The sequence below is a fragment of the Natrinema pellirubrum DSM 15624 genome (assembly GCF_000230735.2).
Lineage (GTDB): Archaea > Halobacteriota > Halobacteria > Halobacteriales > Natrialbaceae > Natrinema > Natrinema pellirubrum.
Window position 1 is genome coordinate 2,678,006 of record NC_019962.1, and the last position, 15,054, is coordinate 2,693,059.

The 15,054-nt window shown below is 66.2% G+C and carries 17 protein-coding genes; 9 read left to right on the top strand and 8 right to left on the bottom strand.

Annotation, left to right across the window (positions count from 1 at the left end; translation table 11 throughout):
* The 3 genes from NATPE_RS12905 to NATPE_RS12915 all read right to left on the bottom strand — a co-directional run bounded on the left by NATPE_RS12905 (position 1) and on the right by NATPE_RS12915 (position 1,535).
* Positions 1–930, bottom strand: coding sequence for a mechanosensitive ion channel family protein (locus tag NATPE_RS12905; protein WP_006181923.1), 930 nt, complete (start codon positions 928–930; stop codon positions 1–3).
* Positions 927–1,175, bottom strand: a complete 249-nt coding sequence (locus NATPE_RS12910; protein WP_006181924.1) for a YhbY family RNA-binding protein — start codon at positions 1,173–1,175, stop codon at positions 927–929. The genes NATPE_RS12905 and NATPE_RS12910 overlap by 4 nt, the downstream gene beginning before the upstream one ends.
* Positions 1,176–1,256: 81 nt before the next feature.
* Positions 1,257–1,535 (bottom strand): ribonuclease P protein component 4, encoded by a 279-nt coding sequence (locus NATPE_RS12915; protein WP_006181925.1) that lies wholly within the window; start codon positions 1,533–1,535, stop codon positions 1,257–1,259.
* 200 nt (positions 1,536–1,735) lie between these two features.
* On the opposite strand from NATPE_RS12915, the gene NATPE_RS12920 reads away from it, so the two are divergent.
* The 3 genes from NATPE_RS12920 to NATPE_RS12930 all read left to right on the top strand — a co-directional run bounded on the left by NATPE_RS12920 (position 1,736) and on the right by NATPE_RS12930 (position 6,299).
* Positions 1,736–3,559, top strand: coding sequence for an ABC transporter substrate-binding protein (locus NATPE_RS12920; RefSeq protein WP_015299115.1), 1,824 nt, complete (start codon positions 1,736–1,738; stop codon positions 3,557–3,559).
* A gap of 5 nt (positions 3,560–3,564) precedes the next feature.
* A complete protein-coding gene (locus tag NATPE_RS12925; protein ID WP_006181927.1) occupies positions 3,565–4,428 on the top strand; it encodes a phosphatase PAP2 family protein in 864 nt (287 codons plus the stop codon).
* A gap of 98 nt (positions 4,429–4,526) precedes the next feature.
* Entirely contained in the window at positions 4,527–6,299 is a 1,773-nt protein-coding gene (locus NATPE_RS12930) for an ABC transporter substrate-binding protein (RefSeq protein WP_006181928.1), read from the top strand.
* Between the two features lie 131 nt (positions 6,300–6,430).
* On the opposite strand, the gene NATPE_RS12935 is transcribed toward NATPE_RS12930, so the two are convergent.
* Positions 6,431–6,811, bottom strand: a complete 381-nt coding sequence (locus NATPE_RS12935) for a hypothetical protein (protein ID WP_006181929.1) — start codon at positions 6,809–6,811, stop codon at positions 6,431–6,433.
* Positions 6,812–6,995: 184 nt separating this feature from the next.
* Positions 6,996–7,757 carry a DUF2797 domain-containing protein gene (locus NATPE_RS12940; protein ID WP_006181930.1) on the bottom strand — a complete coding sequence of 254 codons (762 nt, stop codon included), beginning with the start codon at positions 7,755–7,757 and terminating at the stop codon, positions 6,996–6,998.
* 110 nt (positions 7,758–7,867) lie between these two features.
* Between NATPE_RS12940 and NATPE_RS22315 the strand changes: the two genes are divergently transcribed.
* The 5 genes from NATPE_RS22315 (at position 7,868) to NATPE_RS12960 (ending at position 12,222) form a co-directional block, all read left to right on the top strand.
* Complete coding sequence (locus tag NATPE_RS22315) at positions 7,868–8,011, top strand: hypothetical protein (protein ID WP_015299116.1); 144 nt, start codon at positions 7,868–7,870, stop codon at positions 8,009–8,011.
* Between the two features lie 2 nt (positions 8,012–8,013).
* Positions 8,014–9,513 carry a glycosyl hydrolase family 28-related protein gene (locus NATPE_RS12945; protein WP_049804913.1) on the top strand — a complete coding sequence of 500 codons (1,500 nt, stop codon included), beginning with the start codon at positions 8,014–8,016 and terminating at the stop codon, positions 9,511–9,513.
* A gap of 55 nt (positions 9,514–9,568) precedes the next feature.
* Positions 9,569–9,913 (top strand): BsuPI-related putative proteinase inhibitor, encoded by a 345-nt coding sequence (locus NATPE_RS12950; RefSeq protein ID WP_006181932.1) that lies wholly within the window; start codon positions 9,569–9,571, stop codon positions 9,911–9,913.
* Positions 9,914–10,146: 233 nt separating this feature from the next.
* Entirely contained in the window at positions 10,147–11,046 is a 900-nt protein-coding gene (locus tag NATPE_RS12955) for a CbiX/SirB N-terminal domain-containing protein (RefSeq protein WP_015299117.1), read from the top strand.
* Positions 11,047–11,049: 3 nt separating this feature from the next.
* Positions 11,050–12,222, top strand: a complete 1,173-nt coding sequence (locus tag NATPE_RS12960) for a DR2241 family protein (protein WP_015299118.1) — start codon at positions 11,050–11,052, stop codon at positions 12,220–12,222.
* A gap of 15 nt (positions 12,223–12,237) precedes the next feature.
* Here NATPE_RS12960 and NATPE_RS12965 read toward each other — a convergent pair whose 3' ends face one another.
* From NATPE_RS12965 to NATPE_RS12975, 3 genes are all read right to left on the bottom strand, one after another.
* Positions 12,238–12,822: a DUF7524 family protein gene (locus NATPE_RS12965; protein ID WP_006181935.1), complete on the bottom strand. Its 585-nt coding sequence runs from the start codon at positions 12,820–12,822 to the stop codon at positions 12,238–12,240.
* 12 nt (positions 12,823–12,834) lie between these two features.
* Complete coding sequence (locus NATPE_RS12970) at positions 12,835–13,029, bottom strand: methytransferase partner Trm112 (protein ID WP_006181936.1); 195 nt, start codon at positions 13,027–13,029, stop codon at positions 12,835–12,837.
* 77 nt (positions 13,030–13,106) lie between these two features.
* Complete coding sequence (locus NATPE_RS12975; protein ID WP_006181937.1) at positions 13,107–14,471, bottom strand: adenylosuccinate synthase; 1,365 nt, start codon at positions 14,469–14,471, stop codon at positions 13,107–13,109.
* Between the two features lie 244 nt (positions 14,472–14,715).
* Here NATPE_RS12975 and NATPE_RS12980 point away from each other — a divergent pair, with 244 nt between their 5' ends.
* A complete protein-coding gene (locus NATPE_RS12980) occupies positions 14,716–15,021 on the top strand; it encodes a hypothetical protein (RefSeq protein WP_006181938.1) in 306 nt (101 codons plus the stop codon).
* Positions 15,022–15,054 lie beyond the last annotated feature (33 nt).

The following is a 15,054-nucleotide window of genomic DNA, read 5'->3' on the forward strand; positions in this document are numbered from 1 at the left end:
CTATTCGGCCGGCTGGACGACGCTTTGTCCGTCGCCGCTCTCGAATCTGAGTCCGCCCTCGAGGGTACGGACCGGGTAGGGGATGTCGATTCCCTCCTCGTCGAAGCGGCGTTTGACGGCGGTGACGTACTCCCCGCGGGTCCGGACGAAATCGGCCCGCGACGGGTTCGAGATCCAGAACCGCGACTGGAGACCGACATCGGAGTCGCCCAGTTCCGTCAGTCGGACCGAGGGGGCGGGATCGTCCATGATGTCGGGGTGGCGTTCGGCCTCCTCGACGATGATCTCGGTCGCCCGGTCGATGTCGTCGCCGTAGCCGATCCCGAAGACGAACTTCAGGCGGAGCTTGTCGGCGTCGACGGGGTTTTTGAGGACGCCGTCGGTCAGCGCCGAGTTGGGGACGGTAAGCAGTTCGTTGTCGAACGTTCGTACGCGGGTGACCCGGAGGCTGATGTCCTCGACGACGCCCGAGTAATCACCGTTATCCCACTCGATCCAGTCGCCGATCCGGAACGGCTTATCGGTGTAGATGAACACGCCCGCCACGAAGTTCGAGATCACGTCCTGCATCGCCAGGCCGATCGCGAGCGCGCCGGCGGCGGCGATGCCGGCCATCGATACCAGGAAGTTTCCGAAGCCGGCGAAGCCAAAGGCGACCGCGAACGCGAGAAATCCAACCCCGAACCGCGTGAGCATCAACAGCGGGTTCTTGGCGTGTTCGTCCAGTTCACGCCGGTCGAGGGCACGACCGACCAGCGGAACGAAAACGAGCCGCCCGACGAACCAGATCGCGGCGAGCGCGGCCAGAAATCGGATGCCACTCTCGGCGACCCCGGCTTGTGCTGCCGTGAGTCCCGCATCCTCGAGCGTCTCACCGATCACGCCCAGGACGATCCCGGACAGCGATGCGCCGACCGCACCGCCGGTCATCGGTACAGCACCGCGGTATGACCGCGCGTCTCGACGAGATCGGCGTTGACGCGGTCCGCGAGGTCGGCGGCCTTCTCCGCGGTCGAACTGCCGGCACGGGCCGCGCGCAGGAACTTCACCTTCACGAGGTCTCTATCGTCCAATTGGTCGTTGAGTTCGTCGACGACGGCGTCGACACCGCTCTTGCCGACCCAGACGGTAACATCGAGATCGTGTGCGCGGCGCTTGCGTTCTGCTGTATCCATGGCCCCGTGTAACGAAGCGAGCCGTTTCAATCTTCGCGATTCGGATGGGGACGCGCCCGCGCGAACGCGTCGACAGCCGGGTCACTCCTCGTAGGGGTATCTGGCGTGGGCACCGCAGTCACAGGTGATGACGACGTGGCCGTCCTGTAGCCTGACGCGAGCGTTGGTCCCCGGCCGGAGATATGCGTCGCACCGATCGCAGGTGAACCGGCGAAACCGCCGTGGGAGCGACAGTCGGTTTCGCTCCGCGACTCGTCGGGCGAGTCGGACGTAGTACCGAGCCCGGTCGTCCTCACCGTCCGCGGCCGCCGCTCGAGCGAGGTCGTGGAGGCGCTCGATCCGCTCGGCCGCGATGTCCATACGCGTGTGTTCGTCGGTCGACGTATCCATGTTGCGCTCCGGACCGACCGCCCACTATCTATGTCCCCTGAGAACGAGAACCAAGCCCTCGATTACGGCGAATGTACCGTCGATTGAAAAGATTCTTTACCCGTCCACGTATTCGGTAGTAGTACGCAGTACTGTTATATATCGCATACAAAGAGGTGCAAGAGAACGGAATGAATTGGTCCCCATCCTCGCCCGACGACGGCGTTAGCAGGCGCTCATTTCTGGCCGCCGGCGCGGCCGCCGCCGCGGTGACGGCAAGCGGCTGTATCGACAGCGTCCGAAACGTCGTCGAACAGGCGGGAGATAACCAGATGACACTCTCGATCACGACGCTGCCGGCCGACGCCGACCGGCAAAACGTCCAGATCGCCCGCCGGCTCGAGGCGAACCTCGAGGCCGTCGGTATCGACGTCGCACTGGACATGCGTTCGCCATCGGAGCTACTGAAGACCGTCCTGATCGACCAGGAGTTCGATCTCTACGTCGGCCGCCACCCCGCCGACTACGACCCCGACTTCCTCTACGACGCCCTCCACTCTACGTTCGCCAACGAACGGGGGTGGCAGAACCCGTTCGGGTTCGCCAATATGTACTTCGATACCCTCCTCGAGGAACAGCGTCGGGTCGACGGCGAGCAACGAAAGCAACGCCTCGGGTCGGTCCTGCACGGTCTGGCCCAAGAGAAACCGTTCGAACCGATCTGTTTCCCCGACGAACGTCGCATCGCACGGACCGACGGATTCGAGGGCTGGGACGAGGGAACGCTCGGCAGTCGACACGGCTACCTCGGGCTCGAGGGCGATGGCCAGCTCCATGCCCTCGCAACCGACAGTCGCGTGACGCGGAACCTCAATCCCCTCTCGGCGACGGCACGAGAGCGGGAGACGATGATCGACCTGCTCTACGACTCGCTGTTGAGCGAGCGCAACGGCGAACTCGTCCCCTGGCTCGCCGAGTCGGTCGAGTGGTCCGCGACGCCGTCCGAAACAGCATCGGGCGACGACACGAACGGCGAGAAAGACGACGCGAACGCCGACGAACGCGGCGACGAGCGGCGGACCGTCTCGATCACGCTCCGGGAGGACTGTCGGTTCCACGACGGCGAGCCACTGACTGCATCCGACGTGGCCTTTACTTACCGGTTCCTCGAGGACACGTCGCTCGGGCGAGCGCCCGAATCGCCGGCATCGAGGTATCGAGGGCAGGTCGAGATGGTCGAATCGGTCGAGACCGAAGACGACCGCCGACTGACGATCTCCCTGCGGGGCGAAACGCCGGCCGGGCAACGGGCACTGACCGTGCCGATCCTCCCCAAACACGTCTGGCAGGAACTGATCGATCAATGGGCGGCAAGCGGCGAGTTCTCCGCGCCACAGGGCCGGTGGGTGGCCGTCACCGGGGAACACATCCCGCCGGTCGGCAGCGGTCCCTACCGGTACGAGAGCCACACCGAGGACGAACAGTTGGTCCTCGAGCGATACGACGATCACTTCACGCTGCGAGAAGACGTCGACCTCGGCGAGCCGGTCGCAGAGGGGCTCCGGTTCACTATCGAGCCCGGGAGCGCAGCGGCGGTCAGACGGGTCACCGACGGCAGCGGTGACCTGACGGCCTCGATTCTCGATGCGTACGCCCTCGGTGGGATACCCGATTCGTCGGATATCACGGAACTGACCGCCCCCCACCGGAGCTTCTATCAGATCGGATTCAACGTCCGTAACGCCCCGCTCAGCAATCCCCACTTCCGACGGGCGATCACGCAACTGATCGACAAGGAAACGATCGTCGACGAGGTCTTTTACGACTACGCGACGCCGACCGCGACGCCGGTGGCCGACGACTGGGTTCCGTCGAGCCTCGAGTGGAGTGGAGAGGATCCAGTGACGCCGTTCGTCGGCTCGAACGGTCGTCTCAACGTCGAAGCCGCGAAGTCCGCCTTCGAAACGGCCGGCTTCCGATACGATGATAACGGACGGTTGCTTGGAGGCTACTAACAGCGATGCTCGCCGAGGTGCTGACACAGGTCGCCCTCGTTATCGGGATCTTGCTCCCGGTTTCGGTCCTCGTCTTTATCGGCCGTGAGCGACTCGTCCGGACTCGAGCCGAGTGGCGTGACCGCTTGCGGACGAACGCGCCGGTTATCGCCGTCTTGCTCGTCGTTCTCCTGATAAACCGCGTCGCCAGACAGACGGCACCGAAACTCTCTCGGGAGATCGGGATCCATCTGACCGCGACGTTTTACAACGTCGAGGGGGAGTTTATCCTCCTGTTCAAGTCAGTCGAGACGCCGGAGCTGACGGCATACTTCGCGTCCGTCTACGTCTTCGGCTACACGTTCCTGTTGATCTTTCCGGTCATCGCGTACTTCATGCTCTCTGATACGCGGATCTTCCGTCGGCTGTTGACCGCCTACGCCCTCAACTACGCGATCGGGCTCCTCCTGTATATCCTCATCATCGCATATGGGCCACGGAACGTGATGCCGGCCGAACTCACTGAGCGGATGCTGTACGACACGAACCCCCAGTACCAGTATCTCACCCGCGAGGTAAACGCCAACACCAACGTCTTCCCGTCGCTGCATACCTCGCTGTCGGCGACCGTCGCGGCGTTTGCGTCGATGACGCGCTCGGCGTACCCCAAGTGGTTCCCCATCGCGGTCGTGTTGGGCGCAAGCGTCGCGATCTCGACGATGTATCTGGGGATCCACTGGGGGATCGACGTCGCTGCAGGGCTGGTCCTCGCAGCGACCTGTGTCGTCCTCTCGGACAAACTGGTCGACCGCTGGTCGCTGTCCGACCTGTTCGGGGACCGCCTCGAGCGGCTCAGCGACCGACTACCCCGATTCCACCGGGAGGAGTGACTCCCGGGCGACCGGCCGATGCCGTCCGGCGGTCGTCGGCCGTTGACTGAGCGCAATACTGTTATATCGTTGCTCTTCAACTATGATAAACGAACGAAATGAACGGAGGATCAGCCGCGCCGAACCGAACGGACCCCGGTGATGGCGGCCTGAGCGTCAGTCGGCGGGGCGCCTTGGCGGCGGCGGCCGGCCTGACGGTTTCGACCAGCGGATGCATTCGGCAAGTTCGGGACATCCTCATGCCGGACAACATCCAGCAACTCTCGCTGACGATCACGACCCTCCCCACGGACAGCGACAGAGAGAGCATTCGGCTCTCCCGGGAGTTGGCCGACGTCTTCGAGGCGGTCGGCATCGACGTCTCGTTCGATATCCGATCCCCGGTCGATTTCCGTCGGACGGTGCTGTACGATCACGAGTTCGACATCTGTCTCCTCGAGCATCCGGGCGGAATCGATCCGGATTTCCTCTACGAGGCGTTGCATTCGGTCTATACCGACGAATCGGGCTGGCAGAACCCCTTCGGGTACACCAACCTGACCGTCGATGACTCCCTCGAGACCCAGCGCCAACTCGAGGGTGAAAAGCGCCGCGAGGCCGTCACGGACGTCCTCGAGGAGGTGGCGATCGAACAGCCGTTCGTCCCGATCTGTATTCCGGACCAACACCGTGCGGTCAGGACCGATCGGTTCGACTGGGACGAACGCGCGCTTGCGACCCCGCAGGGCTATCTCGGCCTCGATCCGGCACCGGACGTCTCGACGCTGCGGGTCACGCATACCGATTCCCGGCCGACGACGAACCTCAATCCGCTTGCGGTCGACTATCGGGGCCACGGTCCGTTCGTCGATCTCCTGTACGACTCGCTGGCGGCCGAAACCGCCGACGGCGAGATCAAACCCTGGTTTGCCCGCTCGTGGGAGTGGGACGCCAGGACGATCGACGTGCGACTCCGGACCGACTGTCCGTTCCACGACGGCGAGCCCATGACGGCCGAAGACGTCGCCTTTACCTATCGGTTCCTCGCGGACATGCACCCCGACGACGCCGAGACTTCTGCTCCCGCGCCCCGATACCGCGGGCTGGTCGAAGCCGTCGACTCGGTCGACGTCGTCCACCGCGATCGACTCGAGTTGCGGATCGACGCCGGCCGGCCGGTCGGTGAACGGGCGCTACTGGTCCCGATCCTCCCCGCACATATCTGGCGCGAGCGGGCGAGCGACGCGAACGGACCGGGAGGCGCGACCATCGCGCAGGGAACCACGGAAGCGGTCGTGACGGACAATATCGAACCGATCGGGAGCGGACCGTTCCAGTTCGTGAGTCGGACCGAAGGTGACGGCCTCACGCTCGAGCGGTTCGACGGCCACTTCACGCTGCGATCGGGTGTCGATCTCCCGGCACCGAGCGTCGACGAACTGACCGTCAGTATCGATCCACCAGGGTCGGCCGTCCAGCGGGTCATCGACGACACCGCTGACGTGACGGCGTCACCTCTCGGGACGAACGTCGTCGGCAGCGTCGATCAGTCCGGCAGTACTCGCGTCCTCGAGTCACCGTCGTGGTCGTTTTACTGTCTCGGGTTCAACGCGCGGGACGCGCCGTTCAGCAATCCCCGATTCCGCCGTGTCATCGCACAGTTGATCGACAAGGAGTGGTTGGTCGACGAGGTGTTCCAGGGCTACGCGCGTCCCATCGCGACGCCCGTGACCGAGGAGTGGGTTCCCGAGAGCCTCGAGTGGAACGGCACCGATCCCGAAACGCCGTTCCTCGGAACGGACGGCGAGGTCGACGAGGACGCGGTCGAGGCGGCCTTCGAGTCGGCCGGCTTCCGCTACGACGAGCAGGGCCGGCTCCGGGTCAGACAGTAGCGTCGGAGCGATAGTTGCTCTTGAAACGGTTCACACCGATCGCAACGATGTCCTGCGATCGGGTGTCCGGTGACTTTCAAGAGCTACTAGTGGACTATCGGGGGCGAAAAACGACGAAAACGGAGCGGACGTTACTGGTCCTCGAGCGCGTCGGCGATCCGCTTGAGCGCGCGGGTCTGGTCGCGGAGTTCGTCACGCATCTGTCGGACTTCGCGGACGAGTTCCTCGTTGCTTTCGTCCTGTCCGCTGCCGCCGGGGCCGCCCGGACCGGGGCCACCGGGACCGCCGCCCATCATGCCGCCCATCATCTGTGCGAACGGGTTGCCGCCGCCCATGCCGCCGGGACCGCCGGGGCCGCCACCGCCGCCGAACGGGCTTTCGGGGGGCTCGCCCTCGCCGTCTCCTTCTTCGGCGCGTTTCTCGCGGATCTCTTCGACTCGCTCTCGGAAGGATTTCTCCTCGCTTTCCTCGCCGGCGTCGCCGTCGTCGGGTGCTTCGTTGTCGTCCGTCATACAATCGGGTTCTGGTGCGGCGGGGAAAAGGGTTGCCATGTCTCGGATGTCTGCCCTCGGCCGTTCTTGCAACGGACCGACTCCGGCGACTGCCGTATCGGTCGGCTGGCCGAAGACGTACCCGAGACCGTCGAACTGACTTGCCTCGACCGTGAGATGACGTGGACCGATACCGGCTCGGCGGTCAGCTGCCGAACGACCCTAGCGACGACTGCAGGTTCCGATCGGGTCGCCCGCCCTCGAGGTCGTAGCCGACGAGGTCGCGCATGTCGACGGCGTAGGCGGTGCCGCCCGTTTCCAGCACCAGTAGTCGACCCTTGACGCCGACGACGGTCCCCGAGGCGATCGTCTCGCGGACCGGCCGGGCCTCGAGACCGAGCCCGTAGTCGAACCGATACCGATCGATGACGTCGAACTCGGCGAGGACCGACTCCCAGCCGGCTTCATCGACGGTCGCGGACAGCGAGGCGACCTTCGCCGGCGTCCGAACGCGGTCGACCAGCCGCTCGGCGATCTCGGCCTCGAGTTCGCGGGCGATGCGGCCGTTCGAGACGGTGTGGACGTGGGCCCCGCGGTCGGCCCCCTGTTCGCGCAGTCGGGTCTCGAGCCGCCGGCGCTTGGTGACGCCGACTTTGAACGTATCGGGGGCGAAGGCGGCAATATAGACCGCGTGGTCCTCGTAACAGTCCATCTCGTCTTTCAGGCAGGTACCGGTACAGCGGGCACAGACCCACGTGCTGGTGTGGTACTCGCAGTAGGGGGCCGGCGGCCGATCGCAGGCGACGTGAGCCCCCGATTCATCGATCGTACCGGCACAGTGGCGCTCGCCGAGCGAGTACGCGAGGTCGTCGCCGGCCTCGAGCGGGCGAGCATCGATCTCGGCGTCGCCGTCGCTGACCAGCAGCGCCGATCCCCGTCCGCTCGGTTCGTAGCCGACCAGTTGCACGACCGGGGGTTGGGACCGGGCGCAAATAGACGTAGCGTCTCGGTCGACCCCGGCGAGGTGACGAAGCGCACGACCCGTGGCTATATGTCGGCTCGAGAGAGTCGCCCCGTATGGACGGTTCGGAACTGCGGCGGCGGGAACTGCTCGCCGGGGCGTCGGGTGGGTGTGTGGCGCTTGCCGGCTGTACGGACGGACTCCTCGGCGGATCGCCGGGGTACGGCGAGTCGTACGGTCGGAGTTACGGGGGGGAGTGATCGTGGCCGACGAGACCCCGCGGCTCGGGCTCGGAACGTACGAACCGGGCGACGAGTGGGACCACACCGACACGGTCGAGGCGGTCGACCGACACGCCATCGTCCGCGGGCCGATCGCCGACCGGCCCGAGACGGGCGAGTACGACGACGAACTCTACCACGCCACCGATCAGGGGATCACCTGGCGGTGGGACGGGGACGGTGGCGACTGGGTCTACTTCGGCGGCCGGGGGAGCCCCGAGCGGCCGGTGCCCGGAACGAGCCACTTCGAGGCGGCGACGATGACCCGCGCCAGCACCGCGGAGTCGCCCGTCTGGAACGTCGAGGCTCACGGGATCGAGGGCGACGGCGAGACCGAGGTCGGCGCGGCGGTCCACTCCCTCCTCGAGACGGTCCACGAGGCCGGCGGCGGGATCGTCTACTTCCCGCCGGGACGGTACCTGCTCGAGCGGACGCCGCTGATCGGCGACGACACGATCCTGCAGGGCGCGGGCCGAGCGACGATCCTCGAGGGGCCCCGGCCCGAGGGCGAGGAGGGGCGGGCACTGCTCTCGAACAGAGGGTTCGACGCGACGGGGTACGACGGCGCGTCGAACTGGGCGGTTCGCGACGTCCGGATCGACGCGCCGGAGGCGACCGGCATCATGCCCGCCCACGCCGAGAACGTCCGACTCGAAGGGATCTACGGCGATCGCATCTACTACCACCACGTCGACGTCGTCTCCTCGAAGAACGTCACCGTGGACGGCTATCGGGCGGCCCGCGGCGGCGAGGGCGACTCCGACGCACCGGTCCAGTTCGACAACCAGAACGCGGGCACCGGCGCGAACGGGGTCTGGAACGGCAAGCGGGAGTCGCTGGTCACCGACGACGGGACCCCGACGCGGAACTGCACGCTCACGGACTTCGAGATCGATCCGACCAACGAACCTGAGTACGGGGTCCACTTCCACCGGGACGGCGCCGAGTCGATCACGATCGAAGACGGGTACATCACCGGCTGCGGGTATGCGGCTATCAGGGCCGACACCGGCTCCCGCTTCTCGGATCTGACGATCGACGCCGTCTCGTGTCTCGGCAACGCGCGGGGGATCTCGCTGGGCCACGTCGCCGACGGCCGGCGGGAGCTGACCATCAGCAACGTCACGATCAGGACCGACGACGACGCGACGGCCGCCGGATCGGGGCTGTACGCGGCCGGCTTCGACGGCGCGACGATCTCGAACGTCGTCGTCGACGGCGAGTTCACGAACGCGGTCGTCTTCGACGACATGGCCGACCTGAAGCTGACCGGAGTCACCGCGAAGGGAGCCAGACACCAAGCGTTTCGGTTCAGGGAAGGCGTCGATGCGACGTTGACGACCGCCCGCGCGGCCGACTGTGGTACCGTGGGAGTCTACGTTGGCCCGGACAGCAGCGTCGCCTACGGCGGCGTCACGTTCGAGGACGTCGGCCGGCGGGTCGAGGTCGACGGCGACCTCCGGGAGTGGGTCACGTCCTGAGCCCGAGCGCTCGAGACGGCCAAGACCTATCCGAGGGGACCGCCAACACGGAGCCATGACCCTCGAGGGCTCGCTCGAGACGACAGCCGACGGCTCCAGAGATGCCGTCATGTTCGTGTTCACCGTGACCAACGCGGGCGAGGCGGCGATCGAACTCGATTTCGCCGACGCCTGCAAGGCGGAGTTTCTCGTTGTAGACGACGGCACCGAAGTCTGGCGGTTCAGCGAGGGACGGGCCTTCGCACAGATGCTCAGTTCGGACCGGCTCGATCCCGGCGAGTCGACGACCTACGAGGCCGAGTGGACCGATCCCGAGTCGGGCGAGTACACCGCCGTCGCGAAACTGCGGGCACGAGAGCGGACCTGCGAAGCGACGACGACGGTCGCGGTTTCGGACTGATACGGATTGCTGTCCCGATGTCCCGGCGCACCCGCGACCCGGGCGACGGGTGTGCCGTGACTGACTGACAGTAAACCGTATGAACGGGTAAGAACTCCCGCGAGGCGGAGCCGATAGTGAATTTGGATTTCTGAAATCAGTTTTAACCGTACCCGAACTCTCGTTCGTCAGACGAAGGGGAACTATTGTGCTTCTCCATAGGGTATAAACCGGCTCCGTCCGAACGGTCGCGCATGCAAGCGCTGGTCATCGCGGCACACGGATCGCACCTGAATCCGGACGCCTCGGACCCCACCTACGCCCACGCGGACACGATCCGCGAGACGGGCGCGTTCGACGAGGTCCGCGAGGCGTTCTGGAAGGAGGAACCCCACTTCCGGGAGGTCATCCGAACGCTCGAGTCCGACGAGGTGTTCGTCGTCCCCCTGTTTATCAGCGAGGGCTACTTCACCGAGCAGGTCATCCCGCGGGAACTCCGGCTCGACGACTGGGACCCCGACAAGTGGGAGTCCGACGGCACCAGCGCCTCCCAGGCCACTCTCGAGGCGGAGGACGTGGGCAAAACGATCCACTACTGTGGGCCGGTCGGGACCCACGACGCGATGACCGACGTGATCGTCCAGCGGGCCGAGACCGCGACGGAAGACCCCGACGTCGGCGAGGGCTTTGGCCTCTCGGTCGTCGGCCACGGTACCGACCGCAACGAAAACTCCGCGAAGGCGATCGAGTACCACAGCGACCGTATCGCCGAGCGCGACCGCTTCGACGAGGTGAAGGCGCTGTTCATGGACGAGGAACCGGAGGTCGACGACGTCACCGACTACTTCGAGAGCGACGACATCGTCGTCGTCCCGCTCTTTATCGCCGACGGCTACCACACGCAGGAGGACATCCCCGAGGACATGGGCCTGACCGAGGACTACCGGCTCGGCTGGGACGTGCCGGCCGAAGTCGACGGCCACCGGATCTGGTACACCGGCGCGGTCGGCACCGAGGATCTGATGGCCGACGTCGTCCTCGAGCGGGCGGCGGACGCCGGGGCCGACATCGGTGACGCCCGGGAGGCGGTCCGCGAACTGGCCGCGTCGGCCGCCGAGTCGGAACCGCACGCGGGAGCGGGCGCGGGGGACTGACTCGTGACGGTGACGACGGCGGATCTCGATGACCTCCTCGAGCGCGCGTCGGCGGGCGTCTCCGTCGACGGGCTCCGCGTGGAGGAGACCGACGACGGCTATCGGCTCGCGACGCCGGACGACGAGTGGACCGGCCTCAACGAGGACGAACTGCGGCGCGCACTCGACGCCGCCGACGAGTACGTCACGAACTGGCGCTACTGGCAGGAGACCGTCGGCGGGGAGGGGACCGCTCGCCGCGCGTTCCTCCGCTGGTGCGAGCGAGCGTCGCTCGCGGACGCCGAGACCGGCAACGCGACGACTGGGCCCTGGAGCGAGAGCGGAGAGGGCGATGCGGATGCCGGCGAAGATCCCCTGGCAGTGCCCGAGCGCTACGACGCGCTCCGCGACGGCATCGACCGAGAGTGGGGACAGCTCTCGATCACCGCCCGCTTCGTCGACGTCGACGACCCCGACGGGGAGCGCGTCTACGACCTCTGGCACGTCGACGACGCCGACACCGATCTCGCCGACCTCGAGGTTTACGACGATCCACGGGACGCCCGCGAACTCGCGACCTACGACGGAGACGGCCGCTACCGGCCGTTAAAGACCGCACCGACGCTGCCCGGTGGCTGGGCCTTTACCGGCCTCTCGGGTGGCGACCTCGTCGAGGCGGTCGAGTTCTTCTATCCCGCGACCGTCGCCAACTGGCACCGCGAACTGCGGGGGAACTTGGATGTCGACCACTGGCTCGAGACCGCCGAGCGCCAGACGGGGATCTACGACGTGATCGACGAACTCCCCCGCGAGGCCGTCGAGTGGATGGCCGAGGCCTGCTGTGTCGACTCACAGTGTCTCCGCCGCCGCGAGTGGGAGTACGAAGAGGGCGACGACCTCGACGTCGATGGTGGCGACGGCCCCTTCCCCTGTCGCGAGCCGTGTTCGCTCGTCGTCGCCGCCGCCCGCAAGTGGACGACCCTCGAGTCCGAGGAGGAACACACCTACGAACTCGAGTTGACGACCAGCGAGATCAACCAGCTCACGGAGCTGATCGACGCCGTCGCCGAGGGCCGTACCGACGAGATCCGCGAGGCCGACGTCTACGACGGCGCGAACCGCTACCGGGCACGATACCTCCGGGCCAAACGGTTCGACGACGAGGGCGACCTCGAGGCGACCAGAGTCGACGACTGAGCCCGACCTCGACCGTTATCGAACGAGTAACAAGAGTGCAACGGCGACGCCGACGAAGACGATCACCAGGCCGGCCGCGGTGACGGGGCCGCCGATCGTCGCGGCGGTCGCGCCCCCGACGCCGATCGCGACCAGCCCCAGCGCGGCGACCGCCAGCGTCGCCGGCTCGAGGCCGCCGATGAGTCGAGCGAGCGGCTGCTCGACCTCGGCCGACGCCGGCTCGGGACTGGCCGGCTCGGCCAGCGAGTCGTCGACGTCGACGGCCGACGGGCCGGGAACGACGGTGACGGGAATCGTGATCGATTCCGCCCCGTACCCCGTGAGTACCTCGAGAGTCCCCTCGACGGGTCCGTCGATCCCGTCGGCGTCGACGGCGACGGGGACGGTGGTGACGGCGTTCGGTTCGACGTAGTAGTTCCCCTCTTCGAGAGCAGCGATCCGCTCGAGGTCACCGGCGAGCCGACAGTGGGCGTGTGCGGGCGCGCTATGGCCCTTCAATCGAAGGGAGAACGAGCCGTCGACCTCGAGCGCGCTCGCGGCCGTCTCGAGGGTGCCCGTGGACTCGCGGTTGACGTGAACGGTGACCTCGGTGTCGGGCATGACTGGCTGGCCCTATGCCGGGGTCTCCTCGCGCATGTCCGGCGGCAGCAGGTTCGGGATGCCGTCCTCGATGGGGTAGGATTCGCCGCACTCGGTACAGACGAGCGCGCCGTCGACGACCTCCTCACCGTCGTAGTCGGCGTCCTCGAGTTCCAGATCGTGTTTGTCGAGCGGACAGCAGAGAATCTCCAGCAGCGACTCCTTCATACTACGTAGGCGAGTCGCCTCCAGCAAAAGGTTTCGGGAACGCTCCGAGCGATTCGACCCCGTTCGGTCGCTGACGCCTACTCGTAGGGGTTCTTGACGACGACGGTCTCCTCACGGCCGGGGCCGACGCCGACGGCGTAGACCGGCGCATCGAGTTCGTCGCTGACGTACTCGAGGTAGGTCCGGGCGTTCTCGGGGATCGCCTCGTAGCCGTCCTCGGCGACCGCGGCCCAGTCGACCTCGGGCCAGCCGTCGAAGGACTTGAACGTGGCCTCACAGCGGCCCCACTGTTCAGTCGTCGAGGGCATCGTGAAGATCTCCTCGCCGTCGAACTCGTAGCTGTGGCCGACTTTGACCTCGTCGAGGCCGGCCAGCACGTCGACGTGGTTGACTGCGAGCCCGGTGAAGCCGTTCGCGCGGGCCGCGTGGCGCAACATTGGCATGTCGAGCCAGCCGACGCGGCGGGGGCGGCCGGTGACGGTGCCGTACTCCCCGCCCTCGTCGCGGATGTAGGTCGCGAGTTCCTCCTCGTCTTCGGCGGCTCCCTCGTCGGGATCGTAATCGGGCGTCTGTCCCTCGACACCGCCGAGTTCGGTCGGCAGCGGGCCGGTACCGACCCGCGAGAGGTAGGCTTTGACGATGCCAATGACCTCGCCCTCGCCGACGACGGTCGGACCGAGGCCGGTGCCGACGGTCGCCCCGCCCGCGGTCGGGTTCGAGGAGGTGACGTAGGGGTAGACACCGTGGTCGATGTCGAGGGAGGTCCCCTGCGCGCCCTCGAGCATGACGTTCTCGCCGGCGTCGATGCGCTCTTGCAGGAAGGTCCCGCAGTCGACAGTCATCCCCTCCTCGGCGAGGCGCTCGCCGTACTCGCGGTAGGTGTCATAGAGGTGGTCGATGTCGAACGCCTCGCCGGTCTCCTTGTCGAAGACGTCCTCGGCGAGGGCCTTCTTCTGGGGAACGACGTACTCGAGGCGTTCGCGCAGCGTGTCGGGGTCGAGCAGATCGCCGATCCGGACGCCGCGGCGGCCGGCCTTGTCCTCGTAGGTCGGGCCGATGCCGCGTTTGGTCGTGCCGGCGGCCAAGTCGTCTTTCTCCTCCTCCTCGATCCCGTCGAGCGCGCGGTGATAGGGGAGGATGACGTGGGCACGCTCGGCGACGCGGACGTCCGGATCGAGCCCGCGTTCGCGGAGCGTGTCGATCTCGTCGAACAGCGTCTCGGGGTTGACGACACAGCCGTTGCCGAGGACGCCGATCTTGCCCCGGACGGCACCGGAGGGTACCAGCGATAGTTTGTACTTCTCACCGTCGTGAACGACGGTATGGCCGGCGTTGTCGCCGCCCTGATAGCGGGCGACGACATCGGCGGCGTCGCCGTAGAGGTCGACGACGCCACCCTTGCCTTCGTCGCCGAGTTGCGACCCGACGATAGTGACGGTCATAACAGCGGCGGGTTCATGCCGGGCCGATAAACAGATTACGGTATACGGGTCCGTCCAGAAGGTATCAGTATTTATGCGCACAGCACCAACGACGGGATAACGTGTGACACGACCGATACTGTGTCGTGGCGTTGCCCCGATCGGAAGCGTTAACTACTGACAGGAACGAGCATTGAGTTGAGAGTGGACGTTTCAGTTCTCGAGGGCAACCTTTAAAAGGTCCAAAGACAAGTTAACAAATGCCATGATAGACCGACTTGAGAAGGAAGTCGATATGCTGGAACGCCATCTGCAGGTCCTGAAGATGGTCATCGAGAACGAGCCGATCGGCATCGTCAAGATGTCGAACGAGACCGGCTACCCCCACCACAAAGTCCGGTACTCCCTCCGGGTCCTCGAGGAAGAGAACCTGATCGAGCCCTCGAGCCAGGGTGCGATCAAGACCGAGCGCACCGCCGAGTTCGTCGACGAACTCGACGGCAAGATCGACGACATCGTCGACAAGCTCGAAGGCATGAAGATCGAAGACGTCGCCGAGATCGAAGGATAGTCCCTCCGCTCGCTTCGGACATCGCCCGTCCCC

Coding starts and splice junctions, on each gene's coding strand:
- NATPE_RS12930 (WP_006181928.1), top strand. CDS start 4,527: ATGAACGGAGGATCAGCCGCGCCGAACCGAACGGACCCCGGTGATGGC.
- NATPE_RS22315 (WP_015299116.1), top strand. CDS start 7,868: ATGGACGGTTCGGAACTGCGGCGGCGGGAACTGCTCGCCGGGGCGTCG.
- NATPE_RS12935 (WP_006181929.1), bottom strand. CDS start 6,811: ATGACGGACGACAACGAAGCACCCGACGACGGCGACGCCGGCGAGGAA.
- NATPE_RS12925 (WP_006181927.1), top strand. CDS start 3,565: ATGCTCGCCGAGGTGCTGACACAGGTCGCCCTCGTTATCGGGATCTTG.
- NATPE_RS12980 (WP_006181938.1), top strand. CDS start 14,716: ATGATAGACCGACTTGAGAAGGAAGTCGATATGCTGGAACGCCATCTG.
- NATPE_RS12955 (WP_015299117.1), top strand. CDS start 10,147: ATGCAAGCGCTGGTCATCGCGGCACACGGATCGCACCTGAATCCGGAC.
- NATPE_RS12965 (WP_006181935.1), bottom strand. CDS start 12,822: ATGCCCGACACCGAGGTCACCGTTCACGTCAACCGCGAGTCCACGGGC.
- NATPE_RS12950 (WP_006181932.1), top strand. CDS start 9,569: ATGACCCTCGAGGGCTCGCTCGAGACGACAGCCGACGGCTCCAGAGAT.
- NATPE_RS12910 (WP_006181924.1), bottom strand. CDS start 1,175: ATGGATACAGCAGAACGCAAGCGCCGCGCACACGATCTCGATGTTACC.
- NATPE_RS12905 (WP_006181923.1), bottom strand. CDS start 930: ATGACCGGCGGTGCGGTCGGCGCATCGCTGTCCGGGATCGTCCTGGGC.
- NATPE_RS12975 (WP_006181937.1), bottom strand. CDS start 14,471: ATGACCGTCACTATCGTCGGGTCGCAACTCGGCGACGAAGGCAAGGGT.
- NATPE_RS12920 (WP_015299115.1), top strand. CDS start 1,736: ATGAATTGGTCCCCATCCTCGCCCGACGACGGCGTTAGCAGGCGCTCA.
- NATPE_RS12970 (WP_006181936.1), bottom strand. CDS start 13,029: ATGAAGGAGTCGCTGCTGGAGATTCTCTGCTGTCCGCTCGACAAACAC.
- NATPE_RS12915 (WP_006181925.1), bottom strand. CDS start 1,535: ATGGACATCGCGGCCGAGCGGATCGAGCGCCTCCACGACCTCGCTCGA.